We start from the raw sequence: 18701 nt of genomic DNA on the forward strand, positions 1-18701 counted from the left end.
TCATCTTAGGTGACTGCCGAAAAACGCCGCCCCTTGGGGCGACACCGGCACCCGCTTTCTGTCGGCGATCTGCGGCCGACTCCTATGGGCCACGGCCAGTGCGGCGTGGGGTGTCAGTGATGGTTCGCCACTACTGATGCGCTGTACCGGCGACTCCACCGTGATGGTGCGGGCCGCTCCCGAAACACAACGCAGCCAATTCAACGTCGTTCCTGGAGTCAGCAGTTCTTCGGGGTCGGCGCGCTTGGGTCCCCACTCGTGCAGCAGCGGCGAGCGTACCCGGCGACAGCGGATGGATACCGCTCCTGCATCACGGCAGGGGGCCAGGTCCAGCCGTTTTTTTGCTGGTCAACCTCGTTCTCCCACTGCGCCGTTTCGGCGGCGCTGACTGAAGACTATGCCGCGTACGACCCCGCTCGAGCACTACCGCAATATCGGCATCATGGCGCACATCGATGCCGGCAAGACGACCACCACTGAGCGCATCCTCTATTACACGGGGAAGTCGCACAAGATTGGTGAAGTGCATGATGGCGCTGCCACCATGGACTGGATGGAGCAGGAACAGGAGCGCGGCATCACGATCACGTCTGCTGCGACGACCTGCTTCTGGATGCGCCATGGCCAGTCGCATGAGAAGGGCACGGGTGCGGAATACCGCATCAACATCATCGACACCCCGGGACACGTCGACTTCACGGTCGAAGTGGAGCGTTCGCTCCGCGTACTCGACGGCGCCGTGACGCTGCTCGACTCGGTGGCCGGTGTGGAGCCGCAGACCGAAACGGTGTGGCGTCAGGCCGATCGGTATCGCGTGCCGCGCATGATCTTCTCGAACAAGATGGATCGCGTGGGCGCGAACTTCGATCGCTGCCTCGCCATGATCCGCGACCGCCTGAGCAAGCGCGCGTTCCCGCTGCAGCTGCCGGTCGGATCGGGTGAGACGTTCACGGGCCACATCGACGTGCTCGAGCGCAAGCAGTACATCTTCCACGACGAGACGATGGGCAAGACGTTCTCGGTGGTCGATGTGCCGGAAGAGTTCAAGGATGCCTGTGAGATCGCCCGTCACGAAGCGATCGAAGCGGCCGTCGAACATGACGAAACGCTGATGGAGAAGTATCTCGCCGGCGAAGAGCTCTCCATGGAAGAGATCCGTCGCGCGATCCGTCAGGCGACGATCGCCATGGAATTCATCCCGGTGTTCTGCGGCGCCTCGTTCAAGAACAAGGGCGTGCAGGCGTTGCTCGATGCCGTGATCGATTACCTCCCGGCGCCGATCGACGTGCCGGCGATCAAGGGACACCTGCCGCACCACGACGAAACGTTCATCGAAGCGCCGATCAAGGACGACGCGCCGTTTGCCGCGCTGGCGTTCAAGATTGCCACCGATCCGTTCGTCGGTAAGCTGACGTTCTTCCGCGTCTACTCGGGCGTGATGGCGTCGGGTTCGTACGTGTACAACAGCACGAAGGACAAGCGCGAGCGTGTCGGCCGTCTGTTGCAGATGCACGCCAACAAGCGTGAAGAAATCGAAGAGGTGCGCGCGGGTGACATCGCGGCCGCCATCGGTCTCAAGGACACGCGCACGGGCGATACGCTCTGCACCGAGGACAATCCGATCATCCTCGAAGCGATGAAGTTCCCGAACCCCGTCATCGACGTCGCCATCGAGCCGAAGACGAAGGCCGACCAGGACAAGCTGGCCATCGCGCTGCAGAAGCTGGCCGAAGAAGATCCGACGTTCCGTGTGCGTTCCGACGCCGAGACGGGCCAGACGATCATCGCCGGCATGGGCGAACTGCACCTCGAGATCATCGTCGATCGCATGATGCGCGAATTCAAGGTCGACGCGAACGTGGGCCGTCCGCAGGTGGCCTATCGCGAAACGATCAAGAAGCGCGTCGAGAAGATCGAAGGCAAGTTTGTCCGCCAGTCAGGCGGTAAGGGTCAGTACGGCCACGTGGTCATCAACATGGAGCCCAGCGAGCAGGGTCAGGGCTACGTGTTCGAAGACAAGGTCGTGGGCGGTGTCATTCCGCGTGAGTACATCGGACCGGTGGAGCAGGGCATCAAGGAAGCGCTCGAGACGGGCGTCCTGGCCGGCTACCCGGTGGTGGACATCAAGGTGCAGCTGGTGTACGGCTCGTACCACGACGTCGACTCCTCGGAAATGGCGTTCAAGATCGCCGGCTCCATGGCATTCAAGGAGGCGGCCAAGCAGGCCAGCCCCTGTCTGCTCGAGCCGGTGATGAAGGTCGAGGTCGTGAGCCCCGAAGCCTACATGGGCGACGTCCTTGGCGATCTCTCCTCGCGGCGCGGCAAGATCGGCGGCATGACGCAGCGTGGTGAGGCGCAGGTGATCTCGGCGACCGTGCCGCTCGCTGAGATGTTCGGTTACTCGACCAAGCTTCGCAGCATGTCGCAGGGTCGGGCGGTCTACTCGATGGAGTTCTCGCACTACGAAGAAGTGCCGAAGTCGAAGGCCGAAGAGATCATCAGCAAGGTGAAGGCGTAAGCCTCACCCACTCATTCACTACCCAACACAGATTCCGAACCATGGGCAAGGCAAAGTTCGAGCGGAACAAGCCGCACGTGAACGTGGGAACCATCGGCCACGTCGATCACGGCAAGACCACCACGACGGCCGCTCTCACGAAGATCTCGGCGGACAAGGGCTACGGCACCAAGTACATCGCGTACGATGAAGTCGCCAAGGCCTCGGAGTCGCAGGGTCGCCGCGACAGCACGAAGATCCTGACGATCGCCACGTCGCACGTTGAGTACGAGACGGAAAACCGTCACTACGCGCACGTCGATTGCCCGGGCCACGCCGACTACGTGAAGAACATGATCACGGGTGCCGCGCAGATGGACGGCGCGATCCTGGTGGTCTCGGCCGTGGACGGTCCGATGCCGCAGACGCGTGAGCACATCCTCCTGGCCCGCCAGGTGAACGTGCCCTCGGTCGTCGTGTTCCTCAACAAGTGCGACCTCGTCGAAGACGAAGAGCTCCTCGACCTCGTCGAGCTCGAAGTCCGCGAGTTGCTCTCGAAGTACAACTATCCTGGCGACGACGCCCCGGTCATCCGTGGCTCGGCGATCAACGCGATCAACGGCGACCCGAAGTGGGTGGCCGAGTTCATGAAGCTGTACGAAGCGCTCGACAGCTACATCCCGGAGCCGGTCCGCGAAGTCGACAAGCCGTTCCTCCTCCCGGTCGAAGACGTGTTCTCGATCACGGGTCGTGGTACGGTGGCGACGGGTCGTATCGAGCGCGGCATCGTGAAGGTCGGCGAAGAAGTGCAGCTCGTCGGCTACAACGCCGAGAAGAAGACGATCGTCACGGGCGTCGAAATGTTCCGCAAGCTGCTGGACGAAGGCCAGGCCGGTGACAACGTCGGTCTCCTCCTCCGTGGCGTGGACAAGAAGGACATCGAGCGCGGCATGGTGTTGGCCAAGCCGAACTCGATCAAGCCGCACACGAAGTTCCATTCGGAAGTGTACGTGCTCACGAAGGAAGAAGGCGGCCGTCACACGCCGTTCTTCAAGGGCTACCGCCCGCAGTTCTACTTCCGCACGACGGACGTGACGGGCACGATCGAATTGCCGGAAGGCATGGAGATGGTGATGCCGGGCGACAACGTGCAGATGACGATCGAACTCATCATCCCGATCGCCATGGAAGAGCAGCTGCGCTTCGCGATCCGCGAAGGCGGCCGCACGGTTGGCGCCGGCGTCGTCACGAAGATCCTCGCTTAATCACGGAGCAGGTCGCGCGCGACGGTCCGGACGGACTCTCGCGCGCGACCGGTTCACAGACGGAACCCAGATGGCTGGCCGCATTCGTATTCGCCTCAAGGCTTTCGACCACGCCGTGATTGATCAGGCGTCGGCGGACATTGTCCGCACCGCCGAGAAGACCGGTGCTTCGGTTTCGGGGCCGATCCCGCTCCCGACCAAGACGCAGCGTTGGACGGTGCTCCGTTCGCCGCACGTCGACAAGAAGTCGCGTGAGCAGTTCGAACTGAAGACGCACAAGCGTGTGATCGACATTCTCGATTCCCGCGCCGGCACCGTGGACGCGCTCACCAAGCTGGATTTGCCGGCTGGTGTGGACGTCGAGATCAAGGTCGAATAGCAGGACCGTAGTACCGCAGGAAGCAGGGAGTTCACGCCGCAGTGGATCGCGGCGCGTACCGGTGGGGCTGCACAGGGCGGTCCCATCCACAGTCCAACGGCGGCGCGAAGGCGTCCCGCGACTCGTACGGAGTGAGTCATTTCATGATCGGTATCATCGGCAGGAAGCTGGGGATGACCCAGCTGTTCAACGAGCTGGGGCAGCAGGTGCCCTGCACCGTGGTGGAGGCCACGCCCAACCCCGTGACGAAGGTGTCCACGGTGGATCAGGCGGGTTTCGCGTCGGTGGAGCTCGGATTCGGCGCGCAGCGTGTGGCGCGCGCCAACAAGAAGGGTGAGCGTACCCCGAAGGGACATCGCGCCAGCAAGGCGGAAGTCGGGCATGCGAAGAAGGCGGGGCTCGATGCACCGCCGGCCGTGCTGAAGAGCTTCCGTCTTGACGACGCCCCGGGCAAGAACCCGGAGATCCCGACCTATACCCCCGGCGACAAGATCACCGTCGACATCTTCACGCCCGGTGAGCGTGTGAAGGTGACCGGTACGTCGAAGGGTCGTGGCTTTCAGGGTGTCGTGAAGCGCCATGGTTTCCATGGCGGTCCGAACACCCACGGCAACACGAAGCACCGCAAGCCCGGCTCCATCGGCGCCGGCACCGACCCGTCGCGCGTGATCAAGGGCAAGAAGATGCCCGGCCAGTACGGCAACACGCAGCACACGGCGCTCAACATCCGCATCGAGAAGGTCGACACCGAGCGGAACCTCATTTATCTGCGCGGCAGCGTAGCGGGGCCGACGAACGGCATCCTCTTCGTGCGGAAGCAGGGCTGATCATGACGACGGAAACCAAGACCTTCGAAGCGCCGCTCTATTCGGCGCAGGGCAAGCAGGGCGGTACGCGCCAGCTTCCCGAAGGCACGTTTGACGGCATCGTCAACGTGCCGGTCATGCACCAGGCGGTGAAGGCGTTTCTCGCCAATCGTCGTCAGGGCACGGCCAAGACCAAGACCCGCGGTGAAGTCACCGGCGGTAACCAGAAGCCGTGGAAGCAGAAGGGCACCGGTCGCGCCCGTCAGGGCTCGACGCGCGCGCCGAACTGGCCGGGCGGTGGTACCGTGTTCGGTCCGCAGCCGCGGAGCTACACGCAGATCGTGCCGAAGCAGGTGCGTGTGCTGGCGCGCAAGAGCGCGCTGAACGCCCGCGCCCGTGAGAACGCCGTGGTCGTGGTGGAAGCGCTGAACTTCAGCGCTCCCAAGACCAAGGCGATGACTGAGCTCTTCACGAAGCTCGGCGTGCTCGGGAAGAAGGTGCTGGTGTTGACCGACGGCGTGAAGCCGAACGTTTACCTGAGCGCCCGCAACCTCGGCCAGGCACACGTGATGCCTTACAGCGATGCGAACACGTATCACATCCTCTGGTCGGATGTGGTGGTGATCGAATCGTCGGCACTCACCCAGACTCCGGCGGAGGGTTAAGCGATGTCCTCACTGTATCGCACCATCGTGCGCCCGCTCATCACGGAGCGCACCTCAGCCGCCTATCAGGATCGCGGCGAGTACACGTTCGAAGTGGCGCCCGACGCCACGAAGCTGAACATCAAGGAGGCCGTCGAGCGCCTCTTCGGCGTCAAGGTCACCGGTGTCTGGACGTCGATCGCGCGTGGTAAGGCGCGTCGCGTCGGCCAGTCGATCGGCCGCCGTCCACATACCAAGAAGGCGATTGTGAAGCTGCGTGACGGCGACACCATCGCGATCTTCGAGGGCTGAGTCGCATGGGTATCCGTCAGTTCAAGCCGGTCAGCAAGGCCTCGCGCTTCCGCTCGGTGTCCGATTTTGCCGAGATCACGCGTTCGACGCCGGAAAAGTCGCTCGTCGAGCCCCTCAAGAAGTCGGGCGGTCGCGACAATCACGGCCACATCTCGATGCGTCGCATCGGTGGTGGTCACAAGCGTCGCTATCGCGTCATCGATTTCAAGCGCGACAAGCATGGTGTGACGGCCACGGTGGCCCACATCGAATACGATCCGAATCGTTCGGCGCGCATCGCGCTGCTCGAGTACGCGGATGGTGAGAAGCGCTACATCCTGCACCCGAAGGGGATCAAGCAGGGTGACACGGTGGTGTCGGGCTCGGGCAGCGATGTGCGCACGGGCAACGCGATGCCGCTCAAGGAAGTGCCGCTCGGCACGTCGGTGCACAACATCGAACTGAAGATCGGCAAGGGCGGCCAGATGGCCCGCTCGGCCGGCACCTTCGCCCAGGTCGTGGCGAAGGAAGGCGATTACGTGACGCTCCGACTGGCCTCCACGGAAATGCGCCTGGTGCACGGCAACTGCATGGCGACGATCGGCGAAGTGGGCAACTCCGAACACGAGCTGCAGTCGCACGGCAAGGCCGGCAAGAGCCGCTGGCTCGGCAAGCGCCCGAAGGTGCGTGGTGAAGTGATGAACCCGGTGGATCACCCGCATGGTGGTCGTACCCGCGGTGGTCGCAACGTGGTGAGCCCGTGGGGCAAGAAGGAAGGCGTCAAGACGCGCAACAAGAAGAAGGCGTCACAGCGTCTCATCGTGCGCGGCCGCAAGCGCGGCCGGGCAACGCAGTAACCGCCAGGCGAGACGAGAACCGATATGTCGAGAAGCATTAAGAAGGGTCCGTTCGTCGCTGAACGCCTGGAGGCCAAGGTGGTGACGATGAACGCCAAGAGCGAAAAGAAGGTCGTGAAGACCTGGTCGCGCGCGAGCACGATCCTCCCCGAGTTCGTGGGCCACACCTTCGCGGTGCACAACGGGAACAAGTTCATCCCGGTGTACGTGACGGAAAACATGGTGGGCCACAAGCTGGGCGAATTCTCGCCGACGCGTCTGTTCCGCGGTCACGCGGGCCAGAAGGCGGACGTGAAGAAGAAGGGAGGCAAGTAACCCATGGCCAAGGCAGCCAAGACGGGGATTGAGGCGCGCGCGATTCAGCGCACGACGCGTCAGTCGCCTTACAAGATGCGGCTGGTCATCGACCAGATCCGCGGTCAGCGCGTCAACGATGCGCTGGCGCTCCTGAAGTTTTCCAAGAAGCACGCGGCCGAGCAGATCGGAAAGACGCTCAACAGCGCCGTGGCGAACGCGGAACAGGCGGCCCGTGCCGCCAACCTGTCGCTGGACGTGGACACGTTGGTGATCACGAAGGCTATCGTGAACGAAGGACCGAAGCTCAAGCGCTGGACGCCGGCGGCCATGGGCCGTGCGACGCCGATGCTGAAGCGGACGAGCCATGTGGAGATCGTCGTGACGGAGGCGGTGCGCTAATGGGACAAAAGACAAATCCGATCGGGTTCCGCCTCGGTGTCACGAAGAACTGGCGCTCGACCTGGTACGCGAAGAAGGAGATGCCGGCGCTTCTGAAGGAAGACGCGCTGCTGCGGAAGTACCTGAAGGCCCGTCTCGACAACGCCGCGATCGCCGATGTGACGATCGAGCGCAAGCCGGGCAAGGTGGTGGTCACGGTGCACACGGGTCGTCCGGGTGTGGTGATCGGCAAGAAGGGCGCGGAAGTCGACAAGCTGCGTGACGAGCTGGCTCAGCTCACGGGCAAGGAAGTCGGCATCAACGTCGAAGAGATCAAGCGTCCGGAAGTCGAGGCCCAGTTGGTGGCCGACAACATCGCGGCGCAGCTCTCGCAGCGTATCTCGTTCCGTCGCGCGATGAAGCGCGCGGTGCAGAGCGCGATGCGGATGGGCGCACTGGGTATCAAGGTGAAGGCTGGCGGCCGTCTTGGCGGCGCCGAAATCGCGCGCGTCGAAGGGTACATGGAGGGCCGGGTGCCCCTTCACACGCTGCGCGCCGACATCAACTACGCGACGAGCACGGCGAAGACCACCTACGGCACCATCGGTGTGAAGGTGTGGATCTTCAAGGGCGAGATCGTGGAAGATCGTCGCGGCAAGACCTACTCGACCGGCAACTGAGGAACTGAGAGATGCTGAGTCCGAAGCGGGTCAAGTTCCGCAAGATGTTCAAGGGCCGGATGACCGGCCTGGCGCACCGCGGCTCCGACGTGTCGTTCGGCACGTACGGCCTGCAGGCGCTCGAGCCGGGCTGGGTGACGAGCCGGCAGATCGAAGCGTGCCGCGTTGCGATGACGCGTCACATCAAGCGTGGCGGCAAGGTGTGGATCCGGATTTTCCCGGACAAGCCGATCACGAAGAAGCCGGCCGAAACCCGCATGGGTAAGGGTAAGGGTTCGCCGGAGTTGTGGGTGGCGGTAGTGAAGCCAGGCCGAGTGATGTTCGAGATCGAAGGCGTGTCGAAGGAGCTGGCCGAAACGGCCATGTCCCTCGCCGCCGCGAAGCTCGGCGTGAAGACCAAGTTCGTGGCGCGCGAGGAGGCGGTGACCCATGAAGGCTGAAGAAATCCGCGGACTCGCTGACGACGAACTCGTCGCCCGCGTGCTGGAACTGGAAGAGGAGCGTTTCCGTCTCCGGTTCCGTAGCGGCACCGAAGCGCTTGAAGAGCCGCTGCGGTTGCGCAGCATCCGCAGGGACATTGCGCGCCTCAAGACGGTGCAGCGTGAGCGTCAGCTCGCTGCTCGTGGCCGCTAACCGGAATCCGATCGATGGCTGAACTGAACAACGCGAGCGCCGCGCAGAACGGCGCCCCCGACCGGTCCGCGCGCAAGCTGCGCGTGGGCTTGGTGGTGAGCGACAAGATGGACAAGACGGTGGTCGTGAAAATCGATCGCCGCATGCCGCACCCCCAGTACGGCAAGATGGTGACGCGGACCCGCAAGCTGAAAGCACACGACGAAGAGAACTCGGCGAAGCTCGGCGACACGGTGCGCATCATGGAGACCCGGCCCTTGTCGAAGGACAAGCGGTGGCGCGTGGTCGAGATCGTCGAACGCGCACGCTGAGGTAACGGACCATGATTCAGCAGGAATCCGTCGTAAAAGTCGCGGATAACAGTGGCGCCAAGCGCGCCCTGGTGATCCGTGTGCTGGGCGGCACGCGCCGCCGCTACGCGGGACTCGGAGATCGGGTCATCGTGGCGGTGAAGGACGCCTTGCCAAACGGCACCGTGAAGAAGTCGGACGTGGCCAAGGCCGTGGTGGTGCGCACGGTCAAGGAAACGCGCCGCAAGGATGGCAGCTACATCCGCTTCGATGAAAACGCCGTCGTGATCATCAACGACAACGGCGAACCGAAGGCGACGCGTATCTTCGGCCCGGTGGCGCGCGAGCTCCGCGAGAAGCGCTACATGAAGATCGTCTCGCTGGCACCCGAGGTGCTCTGAGATGCGTAAGAACGTGTACTACCGAACGGATCGCGGCCAGCGCCTCGGCGCCGGACGTCACGCGCTCAAGGCGTCGCGTGAAGTGATCCACGTAACGAAGGGTGATACCATCCGCGTGATGCGTGGCGACGACAAGGGGAAGGAAGGCAAGGTCCTTCAGGTGTACCCCAAGACGGGCCGCATCAAGGTGGAAGGCATCAACATCGTAAAGAAGCACCGCAAGGCGCGGAACGCGGAAGAGCAGAGCGGCATCATCGAGATGCCGGCGCCCTTCCACGCGTCGAACGTGATGCTGCTCGATTCGAAGACCGGCAAGCCGACGCGTACGAAAGTGCGCATCGACAAGGACGGCACGAAGGAGCGCATCGGCGTGAAGAGCGGTGAAGTCATTCCCCGCGCGCGCTGACCGGAGTAACGACGATGGCGACCAAGGAAAAGGGCGCTGCCAAGGGCGGCGCCAAGGCTGGAGCAAAGCCAGCAGGCAAGACCGGCGCTGCCAAGGGTGGCGCGGGTCAGAAGGGTGGCAAGGGTGGCAAGCAGGCGGGTCAGCCGCGGCAGGCCATCGACTTCACGAAGCGTGAGCATGCCGGATCGGAGTTGCCGGCAGCGGCTCCGCGTCTGAAGACCCACTACGAGCAGACGGTGCGTGCGGCGCTGGCCAAGCAGTTTGGCTTCGGCAATCCGCACGAGATTCCGTCGCTGACGAAGATCGTGATCAACTGCGGTGTCGGCGAAGCGGTGAAGCAGCCCAAGCTGCTCGACGTCGTGGTGGAAGAACTCGCACTGATCTCCGGCCAGAAGCCGGTGCGCCGCAAGGCGAAGAAGTCGGTCGCGAACTTCGGTCTCCGTGAAGGTCAGGAGATCGGCGCGTCGGTGACGATGCGTGGCGCGAAGATGTGGGAGTTCCTCGATCGGTTCGTGACGGTGGCGTGCCCGCGTATCCGCGATTTCCGCGGCCTCGGCACGAAGTCGTTCGACGGTCGTGGCAACTACACGCTCGGCATCAAGGAGCAGATGATCTTCCCCGAGATCAACTACGACATGGTCGAGCAGATTCACGGCATGGACATCACGTTCGTGACGACGGCGTCCAAGGATGCGCACGCGTTTGCGTTGCTGCATCAGTTGGGCATGCCGTTCCGTGGCGACGACAAGCCGGTGACGCCCAAGGTGGCGCAGCCGAGCGCGGCCTGACCGGACACCAGGACTTACTACGATGGCAAAGACGAGCAAGTTGGCCCGGAATGCGCAGCGCACGGAACTGGTACAGCGCTACGCCCAGAAGCGCGCTGCGCTGAAGGCCACGATCAGCAGCCCGAAGAGCACGCCGGAAGAGGTGCAGGCCGCGGTGAACGCGCTGCACAAGCTGCCGCGTGATTCGTCGAAGACCCGCATCCGCAACCGCTGCAGCATTAGCGGCCGTCCGCGGGCGTATCTCCGGCACTTCGGTCTGAGCCGTATCGCACTGCGCGATATGGCCCTCAACGGCTTCATTCCGGGCGTCCGGAAGGCGAGCTGGTAACCATTCACTTCCTACAGGTCCGCCGAGTGCGGAAACCATAGGAGAACTCCGAGAGCATGAGCCTCAACGACCCTATTGCCGATATGCTGACGCGGCTTCGTAATGCGTGTGCGTCCAAGCACCGCCGCGTCGACATGCCGGTATCGAACATCAAGATCGAGATCGCGCGCATCCTGAAGGAGAACGCGTTCATTCAGGACTATCGCACCGTCGACCTCGAGGACGGCAAGACCATCCTGCGCGTGATTCTGAAGTACGCGCATGGTGGCCAGTCGGTCATCCGTCAGGCGCGCCGCGTTTCGACGCCCGGCCTGCGGAAGTACGTCGGCGTGAGCGAAATCCCGCGCGTGCGTAACGGCCTGGGCATGGCCATCCTCAGCACGTCGAAGGGGATCATGTCGGATCGTGATGCGCGTTCCGCCAACACGGGCGGCGAATTGCTCGCCCTCGTCTGGTAAGGAGACCGCACTCATGTCCCGTATTGGCAAGCGCCCGATCCCGGTTCCGGCCGGGGTGACAGTGGCGATCGACGGCAGCGCGGTCACGGTGAAGGGCCCGAAGGGAGAACTCTCCCGCGTGCTGCCCGCCGACATCGTGGTGTCGCAGGAAGGGGCCGAGCTCCTCGTGAAGCGGCCGTCGGATGAAGAGCGCCACAAGGCGCTGCATGGTCTGACGCGTACGCTCGTGGCGAACATGGTCGAAGGTGTGACGACGGGCTTCAAGCGCGTGCTGGAAATCACGGGCGTCGGCTACAAGGCCGAGATCAAGCCCTACGGCGCGCTGCTGTCGCTGGGCTTCTCGCACCAGATCGAGTACAAGGCGCCGCAAGGCGTGCAGATCACCGCGCCGAATCCGACCACGGTCGTGATCGAAGGCGCGAGCAAGGAGCATGTCGGTCAGGTCGCCGCGGAGATTCGCAGTCTGCGCAAGCCCGAGCCGTACAAGGGCAAGGGCGTCAAGTACCAGGGTGAAGTCGTCCGTCGCAAGGCCGGCAAGGCCGGGGGCAAGTAATGGCCAAGATCGCGATTCCGCGTACGAACGCGGAGCGGCGCAAGCGCCGGCACCTTCGGGTGCGCAAGGCGGTGTCGGGGACGCCAGAGCGTCCGCGTCTCGTCGTGTTCCGTTCGCTGAAGCATATCTACGCCCAGGTCGTGGACGACGTCGCGCAGCGCACGCTGCTGACCGTTGGCGACGAAGGGATGAGCGGCACGAAGTCGGAGCGCGCGCTCGCTGTCGGCAAGGCCGCGGCGGAGAAGGCGAAGGCGGCCGGCATCTCGAAGGTGGTCTTCGACCGCGCGGGTTACCAGTACCATGGCCGTGTGAAGGCCGTTGCCGAAGGCGCCCGAGAGGGCGGCCTGGAGTTCTGATCATGGCAGACGCACAGAATCAGGGTGGCGCACGCGCGCCGGGTGGACGCGGTGGCCCGGGTGGCGGCCGTGGGCGTGGTGGTCCGGGCGGTGGCGCCGGCCGTGGCCGTGGTCCCGGCGGACCGGGTGGCCCGGGCGCTGGCCGTGGCCGTGGCCCCGGTGGTGAAGGTGGTGGTCCGGGCGGCGGCCGTGATGGCCGTGGCCGTGGCCCCGATCGTGGTGGTCAGCAGGATCGCGAACAGAGCGATCTCGTTGAGAACGTGATTGCGATCAATCGCGTCGCCAAGGTCGTGAAGGGTGGTCGCCGGTTCTCGTTCAACGCCCTCGTGGCAGTGGGCGACGGACAGGGCAAGGTGGGCTTTGCCACCGGCAAGGCGAACGAAGTGTCGGAAGCGGTCCGCAAGGCCGTGGACGCCGCCCGTCGCAGCATGGTGTCGATCCCGCTGACCGGTTCGACGATCCCGCACGAAGTGGTGGGCAAGCACGGGGCCGGTAAGGTCTTGATGAAGCCTGCCGCGCCTGGTGCCGGTGTGATCGCTGGTGGTGCGGTGCGCGCCGTGCTCGAGTGCGCTGGCATCCATGACATCCTGACGAAGTCCCTTGGCTCGACCAATCCGCACAACATGGTGCGGGCGGCAATCGATGGCCTGACGCATCTGATCACCGTCGAACAGGCGGCGAAGGAACGTGGGCTCGATGTTTCGCAGATCGGGTACAAGTCCCGTGCAAAGGCTCGCACGGAACTTCACGATAGCCGGAAGGCCGCTGTGGTTGGCAGCGCTCCGGAAGCAGCCGCTCCGGCGGCAGAGGTGGTGGCCTAATGCCGCGCACATTTGTTTGGCATCCGTCGAAGGGTCCCGCCAAGACGCCGAAGCTTCAGGCGCCGACGGACGGGAAGGTGAAGATCACGCAGGTCCGCAGCGCTATCGGCCATTCGTGGCGGATGCGGGCGACGCTGGCGGCGATCGGCCTGCGTAATCATCAGGCGAGCGTGGTGCAGCAGGATTCCGCCTCGCTGCGCGGTCAGCTCAAGAAGGTGCGTCACCTGGTTCAGGTGACGCCCGTGGAGGAGTAAGCACGTGGCGAAGAATTCAGGCGCCGAAGGCGTCGAGAAGATCGGCCTGCACAACCTGTCGCCGGCGCCCGGCTCACACCGTTCGCGTCGTCGTCTCGGTCGCGGTCCTGGCTCCGGCCTGGGCAAGACGTCCGGTAAGGGTCACAAGGGTTCCATGGCCCGTTCGGGTCATGGTGGCCCCGGTGGTGGCAAGCCGCACTTCGAAGGCGGTCAGATGCCGATCACGCGTCGGATCCCGAAGCGGGGTTTCACCAATCCGTTCCGTGAAGATGCACAGGTCGTGCGCCTTGACTCGCTGACGGCGGTGTCGGGTGATGAAGTGACGGTGGAGACGCTGGTCGCGGCGGGGCTGATTCGTGTGGGCCAGGGCCCGGCGAAGCTGCTTTCGAACGGTGAAGTGTCCCGCGCGTTCACGGTGCGCGGCGTGAAGGTCAGCGCTGGCGCCAAGGCGAAGATCGAAGCGGCCGGTGGCCGCGTCGACGGCTGACGGAGATAACTCGGCGCATGGCGGACCAAAACAACCCGGCGGCGCAGGCAGTCGCCAACATTTACCGGACGCCCGAGCTGTGGGCGAAGATCACCTTCACATTCATGTGTATGGTGATCTATCGCCTGGGTTCGCATATCACGGCGCCCGGCATCGACGTCCAGGCGCTGACAGACTACTTCACCCGCCAGCAGGGCGGTGGCCTTCTGGGCCTCTACGACATGTTCGTGGGTGGTGGTCTTTCCCGCGCGACCGTGTTTGCGCTCGGCATCATGCCCTACATCTCGGCGAGCATCTTCGTCCAGATCGGTGGGGCGGTGTTGCCGAACGTGGACAAGATGCAGAAGGATGAAGAAGGTCGGAAGAAACTGACCCAGTACACGCGCTACCTCACGGTGGTGCTGGCCCTGGTGCAGGCCTACGGCTTTGCGCTGTTCACCGCGTCGCTTCCGGCGGCGGTGTCGCGTCCAGGCCCGTGGTTCACGATTCAGATGATGCTCTTCCTCACCACGGGCGCGATTTTCGTGATGTGGCTGGGTGAGCAGATCACCGAGCGCGGCCTGGGCAATGGCGCGTCGCTGATCATCTTCTTCTCGATCGTCGAACGCATGTGGCCGTCGATCTTCCAGACGTTCAACTTCGTGACGACGGGCGCGATCGCGCCGCTGTCGCTCGTGGTGCTGGGTCTGGTGATGGTCGCGGTGGTGGCTGGTGTCGTCGCCATTACGGTGGCGGCGCGACGGGTGCTCATTCAGATCCCGCAGCGCACCATGGCACGTGGGCGTCAGCGTGAGGCGGCGCGGAATTTCATTCCGCTCCGTATCAACACGGCCGGCGTGATGCCGATCATCTTCGCGCAGTCCGTGATCGTGATCCCCGGTGCGCTCGCGCAGTTCAGCGGCAATCCGAAGCTTCAGGAAATCGCGGAGTACTTCAACCCACAGGGTCCGAACCCGTGGCTGTACTTCGTCCTGTCGGCGATCCTGATCATGCTGTTCACGTACTTCTACACGTCCATCATCTTCAATCCGGTCGATCTGGCCGAGAACCTGAAGAAGCAGGGCGGGTTCGTGCCGGGCATCAAGCCGGGCGCCAAGACGGCGGAGTACATCGAGCAGGTGGTGGAACGCATCACGCTTCCGGGCGCGATCTTCCTCACGTTCATCGCACTCATGCCGATCGTGATTGCCCGCATCGTGAACGTGCCGTTTGCGTTCGGTGGCACCTCGCTGCTGATCGTGGTCGGTGTGGCACTCGATACGATGGCGCAGATGCAGCAGCACCTGCTGCTTCGCAAGTACGACGGCTTCATGAAGAAGGGTCGCGTCCGTTTCCGCGGGCGTCAGGCGACTCAGGGCTTCTGAGGGTTCTGATTTGATCATCGTCCTGCTTGGACCGCCGGGCGCGGGCAAGGGGACTCAAGGCGAGCGGCTTGCCGCTCGCCTTGACGTTCCTAAGATCGCGACCGGCGATGTGCTTCGTGCCGCGGTGAAGGAAGGCACCCCGCTGGGTCTCGAAGCGAAGGCCGCAATGGATCGCGGCGATCTGGTACCGGATGCCGTGATCATGGGCATCATGAAGGAAGCCCTCGCGGCGCCGAGCGCGGCCAAGGGCGCCATCCTCGACGGTGTGGTTCGTACCACGCCGCAGGCGGCCGGGCTGAACGACATGCTCGTCGCGCTGGGACGCCCGCTCGATGCGGTGCTCCTGTTCGAGGTGGATGAAGACGAACTCGTGCGCCGTCTGAGCGGCCGTACCACGTGTGAAGCCTGCCAGCGGCCGTTCTTCGGTCGTCAGCCAGGCGAGACGTGCACCGAAGGTGGAGTCTCGGGGACGCTCGTCCGCCGCAAGGACGATGAGCCCGAAGCCATCCGGAAGCGGATGGAGGTCTACCGCGAGCAGACGTCGCCCGTGATCCATTGGTACGAGAAGAGCGGAGCGAATCTCGTACGCGTCGATGCGATCGGCACGCTGGAAGAAGTGGAAGGGCGCGTGTTGTCGGCGCTCCGGATCTCCTGATGGTGCTCGGTAGCTCGGCACCAGCCACGCTGCTCAAGTCACCGCGTGAGATCGAGATCATGGCGCGTGGCGGCGTGATCCTGCATGCCACGCTGATGCACCTCAAGGACCAGGTGCGGGCCGGTATTTCCACGCTCGAGCTGGATCAGATGTGCGAGGCATTCATTCGCTCGCATGCGGGTGCCGAGCCGGCGTTCAAGGGACTCTATGGATTCCCGGGCAGCGCCTGCATCTCGATCAACGAAGAGGTCGTGCACGGCATTCCGTCGCGCAAGCGGGTGCTGCGAGACGGTGATATCGTCACGCTCGACGTGGGCGTGAAGCTCGATGGCATGTACACCGACTCGGCCATCACCGTCCCCGTGGGCGAGATCGACGAAGAGACGCAGCGGCTGCTCGATGTCACCCGCGCTTCACTCGATGCCGGCATTGCGGCCGCCGTTGCCGACAATCATGTCGGCGATATCGGAGCGGCGGTGCAGGCCGTGGTGGAAGCGGCGGGTTTTGGTGTGGTGCGTGAACTGGTCGGTCATGGTGTCGGCTTCTCGCCGCACGAAGAACTGCAGATCCCGAACTACGGCAAACCGAAGCGTGGCAAGAAGCTCAGTGTTGGCCTCACGATCGCCATTGAACCGATGGTGAATGTCGGGACGGCCAAGATTCGCACGCTGAGTGACAAGTGGACCGTGGTGACGGCGGACGGCAAACGTTCGGCGCACTTCGAACACACCGTGGCAATCACCGAAGACGGTCCGCGCATCATCACGCTGCCCTGATCGATTTCGGAACCGCCAGGAACGACCTGCAGAAACGCCCGCCTATCCGCGGGCGTTTTTGATTTCCGCACCTGTGCTGGACGGCACGCCTGTCTGCGAACTGACCGGTGAGGTGCGGGAGCGGACGCCCGGTGTGGCATAGGCTCCCGGCGTGGTACCCGTGGTGCGCCGGAATGCGTGTACGAAGGCACTGGTGCCGGCAAACCCTGCAGCGATCCCTGTCCGGGTCACCGACTCGCCGTTGGCCAGCAGAATCATGGCGTGCATCAGGCGCGCCCGGAGTCGCCACGCTCCGAATGCGAGGCCGGTCTCTGCACGGAACACCCGTTCCAGCGTGCGCACACTGGCCCCAGCGTGGCGGGCAATTGTGATCGCGTCGGGTGGCTGTGCCGGATGTTCGCGCACCAGTGCCGCTGCTCGTATGGCGCGCGGATCGGTGGGCATGGGCAGATCGAATGGCGCGGGGGATACCTCGCTCAGTTCATCAACCAACACACCAAGCAGCCGGCCATCACGCGGGTCCGCAGTGGTCAGCGTGTCACGCGCCAGCACACGTCGCAGTATCTCACGAAGCAGCGGCGTGAGCGCGCGCACGGCCGGTGTCTTGGGCAGTGCTCTGGCGCGAGCGCGGGCAATGAACACCAGGCGCAACACGCCTCGGCCAATCATGCGCACATCGTGTGTGGTGGCGGGAGGCAGCCAGAGGCCACTTCTGGCGGGCACCAACCACAATGACTGCCCCACCATGACACTGATGGCGCCCCGAGAGGCCCAGATGAGCTGACCCCAGTCGGAGTACCGCTCCCGCCACAGGTATTCGCCGTGGAATCCGATGGAGCTCGTGCGCACCAGGTCTCGTGATCGGCGGCTATGCGACATCATCTGGCAATTTTGCGCAAGCACGTCACACAGGGGAAGTGCTATTGTCTGCCCGTCGCGCCTGGCCGGCGTGCATTCCCTCAACATGGAGTGATTCATGAGTGTCCCCGCATCACCGTCCTCACCCGTCCGCCACTTTGCCATCAACGCTGACGATCTGGAGCGAGCACGACGGTTTTATGGCGATGTATTTGGATGGCGATTCCATGCATGGGGACCACCGGGGTTTTTCATGATCGAGACCGGCTCAACGGCCGAGACCGCCGCGATCTTCGGATCCTTGCAGGGGCGTCGCACGCTCGTGCCAGGGGAACGCATGACGGGATTCGAATGCACCATTTCGGTGCCGGATATTCACGCCGCGCAACAGGCCATCGAAGCGGCAGGCGGTACCATACTGATGCCGGTGGCTACGATACCGACCGTCGGTCATCTGCTTTGGTTTCGTGATCCGGAGGGCAATGTGGCCGGTGCGATGCAGCCGGACGCACGACCACTCCCTGACGAAGTGTGAGACGGGGCGCATCAACGCGCGCTAGATTCTCCGGCACCTCAACTGGAGTTTTTCATGCGCAAGACCTTACTGCTTGCGGCCGCCGTGATGGCCGCGCCGTTGTGCACGACTGTCGCATTCGCTCAGACCGCACCGGTGGTGTCGGAACTGATCAAGGACATCGATGGTGTGGAGAAGAAGTTCGTCGCCCTCGCCAAGGCCACGCCGCCGGAAAAGCTCGCCTGGCGCCCCGGAACGGGCGTGCGGTCGTTCGGTGAGGTGCTGCTGCACGTGGCGTCGGACAACTACTTCATTCCGTCCTCGTTTGGCACGGCCATTCCCGCCAGTACGGGCATCAAGAGCGATGATTTCAAGACGCTCACGGCCTATGAGACCCGCAAGCTGACGCGCGAACAGATCGTCTCCGAACTGGAGAAGAGCTTCGTCCACCTCAAGGCCAGCATGGCCAAGACGACAGCCGCGCAACTCGATGCCCCCATCTCGATGTTCGGGATGAAGTCGAATGCGCAGGGGATGTGGATCTTGGCCACGACACATTTGCATGAACATCTGGGCCAGGCCATTGCCTACGCGCGCATGAACGGCATCGTGCCGCCCTGGAGCAAATGACCGGACGTGAGCAGGGCGCGGGATGAACGTGCCCT

29 protein-coding genes are annotated in these 18701 nt (G+C 63.8%); 28 read left to right on the forward strand and 1 reads right to left on the reverse strand.

What is annotated here, in order from left to right; translation table 11 throughout:
- Positions 1–397 precede the first annotated feature (397 nt).
- The 26 genes from fusA to map all read left to right on the forward strand — a co-directional run bounded on the left by fusA (position 398) and on the right by map (position 16664).
- Positions 398–2518, forward strand: a complete 2121-nt coding sequence (gene fusA, locus GAU_RS04450) for an elongation factor G (protein WP_012682359.1) — start codon at positions 398–400, stop codon at positions 2516–2518.
- Positions 2519–2559: 41 nt separating this feature from the next.
- On the forward strand, positions 2560–3762 hold the full coding sequence (gene tuf / locus GAU_RS04455) for an elongation factor Tu (RefSeq protein WP_012682360.1): 1203 nt from the start codon (positions 2560–2562) through the stop codon (positions 3760–3762).
- A gap of 70 nt (positions 3763–3832) precedes the next feature.
- Positions 3833–4141, forward strand: coding sequence for a 30S ribosomal protein S10 (rpsJ, locus tag GAU_RS04460; protein WP_012682361.1), 309 nt, complete (start codon positions 3833–3835; stop codon positions 4139–4141).
- A gap of 143 nt (positions 4142–4284) precedes the next feature.
- Entirely contained in the window at positions 4285–4968 is a 684-nt protein-coding gene (gene rplC / locus GAU_RS04465) for a 50S ribosomal protein L3 (protein ID WP_012682362.1), read from the forward strand.
- A gap of 2 nt (positions 4969–4970) precedes the next feature.
- A complete protein-coding gene (gene rplD, locus GAU_RS04470; protein WP_012682363.1) occupies positions 4971–5612 on the forward strand; it encodes a 50S ribosomal protein L4 in 642 nt (213 codons plus the stop codon).
- A 3-nt stretch (positions 5613–5615) separates the two neighbouring features.
- Entirely contained in the window at positions 5616–5903 is a 288-nt protein-coding gene (locus tag GAU_RS04475) for a 50S ribosomal protein L23 (RefSeq protein ID WP_012682364.1), read from the forward strand.
- Positions 5904–5908: 5 nt separating this feature from the next.
- Positions 5909–6739 carry a 50S ribosomal protein L2 gene (gene rplB, locus GAU_RS04480; RefSeq protein ID WP_012682365.1) on the forward strand — a complete coding sequence of 277 codons (831 nt, stop codon included), beginning with the start codon at positions 5909–5911 and terminating at the stop codon, positions 6737–6739.
- A 24-nt stretch (positions 6740–6763) separates the two neighbouring features.
- Entirely contained in the window at positions 6764–7054 is a 291-nt protein-coding gene (gene rpsS / locus GAU_RS04485) for a 30S ribosomal protein S19 (protein ID WP_012682366.1), read from the forward strand.
- Between the two features lie 3 nt (positions 7055–7057).
- Positions 7058–7435 carry a 50S ribosomal protein L22 gene (gene rplV, locus GAU_RS04490; protein WP_012682367.1) on the forward strand — a complete coding sequence of 126 codons (378 nt, stop codon included), beginning with the start codon at positions 7058–7060 and terminating at the stop codon, positions 7433–7435.
- Positions 7435–8094: a 30S ribosomal protein S3 gene (gene rpsC, locus GAU_RS04495; RefSeq protein WP_012682368.1), complete on the forward strand. Its 660-nt coding sequence runs from the start codon at positions 7435–7437 to the stop codon at positions 8092–8094. The genes rplV and rpsC overlap by 1 nt, the downstream gene beginning before the upstream one ends.
- Before the next feature lie 11 nt (positions 8095–8105).
- Positions 8106–8534: a 50S ribosomal protein L16 gene (gene rplP, locus GAU_RS04500; RefSeq protein WP_012682369.1), complete on the forward strand. Its 429-nt coding sequence runs from the start codon at positions 8106–8108 to the stop codon at positions 8532–8534.
- Complete coding sequence (rpmC, locus tag GAU_RS04505; protein ID WP_012682370.1) at positions 8524–8727, forward strand: 50S ribosomal protein L29; 204 nt, start codon at positions 8524–8526, stop codon at positions 8725–8727. Before rplP ends, rpmC begins: the two co-directional genes overlap by 11 nt.
- A 14-nt stretch (positions 8728–8741) precedes the next feature.
- Positions 8742–9038 (forward strand): 30S ribosomal protein S17, encoded by a 297-nt coding sequence (gene rpsQ / locus GAU_RS04510; RefSeq protein WP_012682371.1) that lies wholly within the window; start codon positions 8742–8744, stop codon positions 9036–9038.
- Positions 9039–9049: 11 nt separating this feature from the next.
- A complete protein-coding gene (rplN, locus tag GAU_RS04515; protein WP_012682372.1) occupies positions 9050–9418 on the forward strand; it encodes a 50S ribosomal protein L14 in 369 nt (122 codons plus the stop codon).
- 85 nt (positions 9419–9503) lie between these two features.
- Positions 9504–9824: a 50S ribosomal protein L24 gene (rplX, locus tag GAU_RS04520; protein WP_041266018.1), complete on the forward strand. Its 321-nt coding sequence runs from the start codon at positions 9504–9506 to the stop codon at positions 9822–9824.
- Between the two features lie 191 nt (positions 9825–10015).
- A complete protein-coding gene (gene rplE, locus GAU_RS04525) occupies positions 10016–10612 on the forward strand; it encodes a 50S ribosomal protein L5 (protein ID WP_012682374.1) in 597 nt (198 codons plus the stop codon).
- Positions 10613–10634: 22 nt separating this feature from the next.
- A complete protein-coding gene (gene rpsN / locus GAU_RS04530) occupies positions 10635–10940 on the forward strand; it encodes a 30S ribosomal protein S14 (RefSeq protein ID WP_012682375.1) in 306 nt (101 codons plus the stop codon).
- 56 nt (positions 10941–10996) lie between these two features.
- Positions 10997–11398 (forward strand): 30S ribosomal protein S8, encoded by a 402-nt coding sequence (rpsH, locus tag GAU_RS04535; RefSeq protein ID WP_012682376.1) that lies wholly within the window; start codon positions 10997–10999, stop codon positions 11396–11398.
- A 13-nt stretch (positions 11399–11411) separates the two neighbouring features.
- Complete coding sequence (gene rplF / locus GAU_RS04540) at positions 11412–11951, forward strand: 50S ribosomal protein L6 (protein ID WP_012682377.1); 540 nt, start codon at positions 11412–11414, stop codon at positions 11949–11951.
- Positions 11951–12307 carry a 50S ribosomal protein L18 gene (gene rplR / locus GAU_RS04545; protein ID WP_012682378.1) on the forward strand — a complete coding sequence of 119 codons (357 nt, stop codon included), beginning with the start codon at positions 11951–11953 and terminating at the stop codon, positions 12305–12307. The genes rplF and rplR overlap by 1 nt, the downstream gene beginning before the upstream one ends.
- A 2-nt stretch (positions 12308–12309) precedes the next feature.
- A complete protein-coding gene (gene rpsE / locus GAU_RS22900; protein WP_012682379.1) occupies positions 12310–13128 on the forward strand; it encodes a 30S ribosomal protein S5 in 819 nt (272 codons plus the stop codon).
- 77 nt (positions 13129–13205) lie between these two features.
- On the forward strand, positions 13206–13382 hold the full coding sequence (gene rpmD, locus GAU_RS21785) for a 50S ribosomal protein L30 (protein ID WP_012682380.1): 177 nt from the start codon (positions 13206–13208) through the stop codon (positions 13380–13382).
- Positions 13383–13422: 40 nt separating this feature from the next.
- Positions 13423–13869 carry a 50S ribosomal protein L15 gene (rplO, locus tag GAU_RS04560; RefSeq protein ID WP_041266019.1) on the forward strand — a complete coding sequence of 149 codons (447 nt, stop codon included), beginning with the start codon at positions 13423–13425 and terminating at the stop codon, positions 13867–13869.
- A 17-nt stretch (positions 13870–13886) separates the two neighbouring features.
- Positions 13887–15233 (forward strand): preprotein translocase subunit SecY, encoded by a 1347-nt coding sequence (gene secY / locus GAU_RS04565; protein WP_012682382.1) that lies wholly within the window; start codon positions 13887–13889, stop codon positions 15231–15233.
- 10 nt (positions 15234–15243) lie between these two features.
- Entirely contained in the window at positions 15244–15888 is a 645-nt protein-coding gene (locus GAU_RS04570) for an adenylate kinase (protein ID WP_012682383.1), read from the forward strand.
- A complete protein-coding gene (gene map, locus GAU_RS04575) occupies positions 15888–16664 on the forward strand; it encodes a type I methionyl aminopeptidase (RefSeq protein ID WP_012682384.1) in 777 nt (258 codons plus the stop codon). The genes GAU_RS04570 and map overlap by 1 nt, the downstream gene beginning before the upstream one ends.
- 42 nt (positions 16665–16706) lie before the next feature.
- Here the strand turns inward: map and GAU_RS04580 are convergent, their stop codons facing one another.
- Positions 16707–17513 (reverse strand): AraC family transcriptional regulator, encoded by an 807-nt coding sequence (locus tag GAU_RS04580; protein WP_231847953.1) that lies wholly within the window; start codon positions 17511–17513, stop codon positions 16707–16709.
- A 127-nt stretch (positions 17514–17640) separates the two neighbouring features.
- Between GAU_RS04580 and GAU_RS04585 the strand changes: the two genes are divergently transcribed.
- Together GAU_RS04585 and GAU_RS04590 are read left to right on the forward strand one after the other, a co-directional pair.
- Positions 17641–18057 carry a VOC family protein gene (locus GAU_RS04585; RefSeq protein ID WP_012682386.1) on the forward strand — a complete coding sequence of 139 codons (417 nt, stop codon included), beginning with the start codon at positions 17641–17643 and terminating at the stop codon, positions 18055–18057.
- A gap of 54 nt (positions 18058–18111) precedes the next feature.
- Entirely contained in the window at positions 18112–18666 is a 555-nt protein-coding gene (locus tag GAU_RS04590; RefSeq protein WP_012682387.1) for a DinB family protein, read from the forward strand.
- Positions 18667–18701 lie beyond the last annotated feature (35 nt).

Source organism: Gemmatimonas aurantiaca T-27, from assembly GCF_000010305.1.
GTDB lineage: Bacteria > Gemmatimonadota > Gemmatimonadetes > Gemmatimonadales > Gemmatimonadaceae > Gemmatimonas > Gemmatimonas aurantiaca.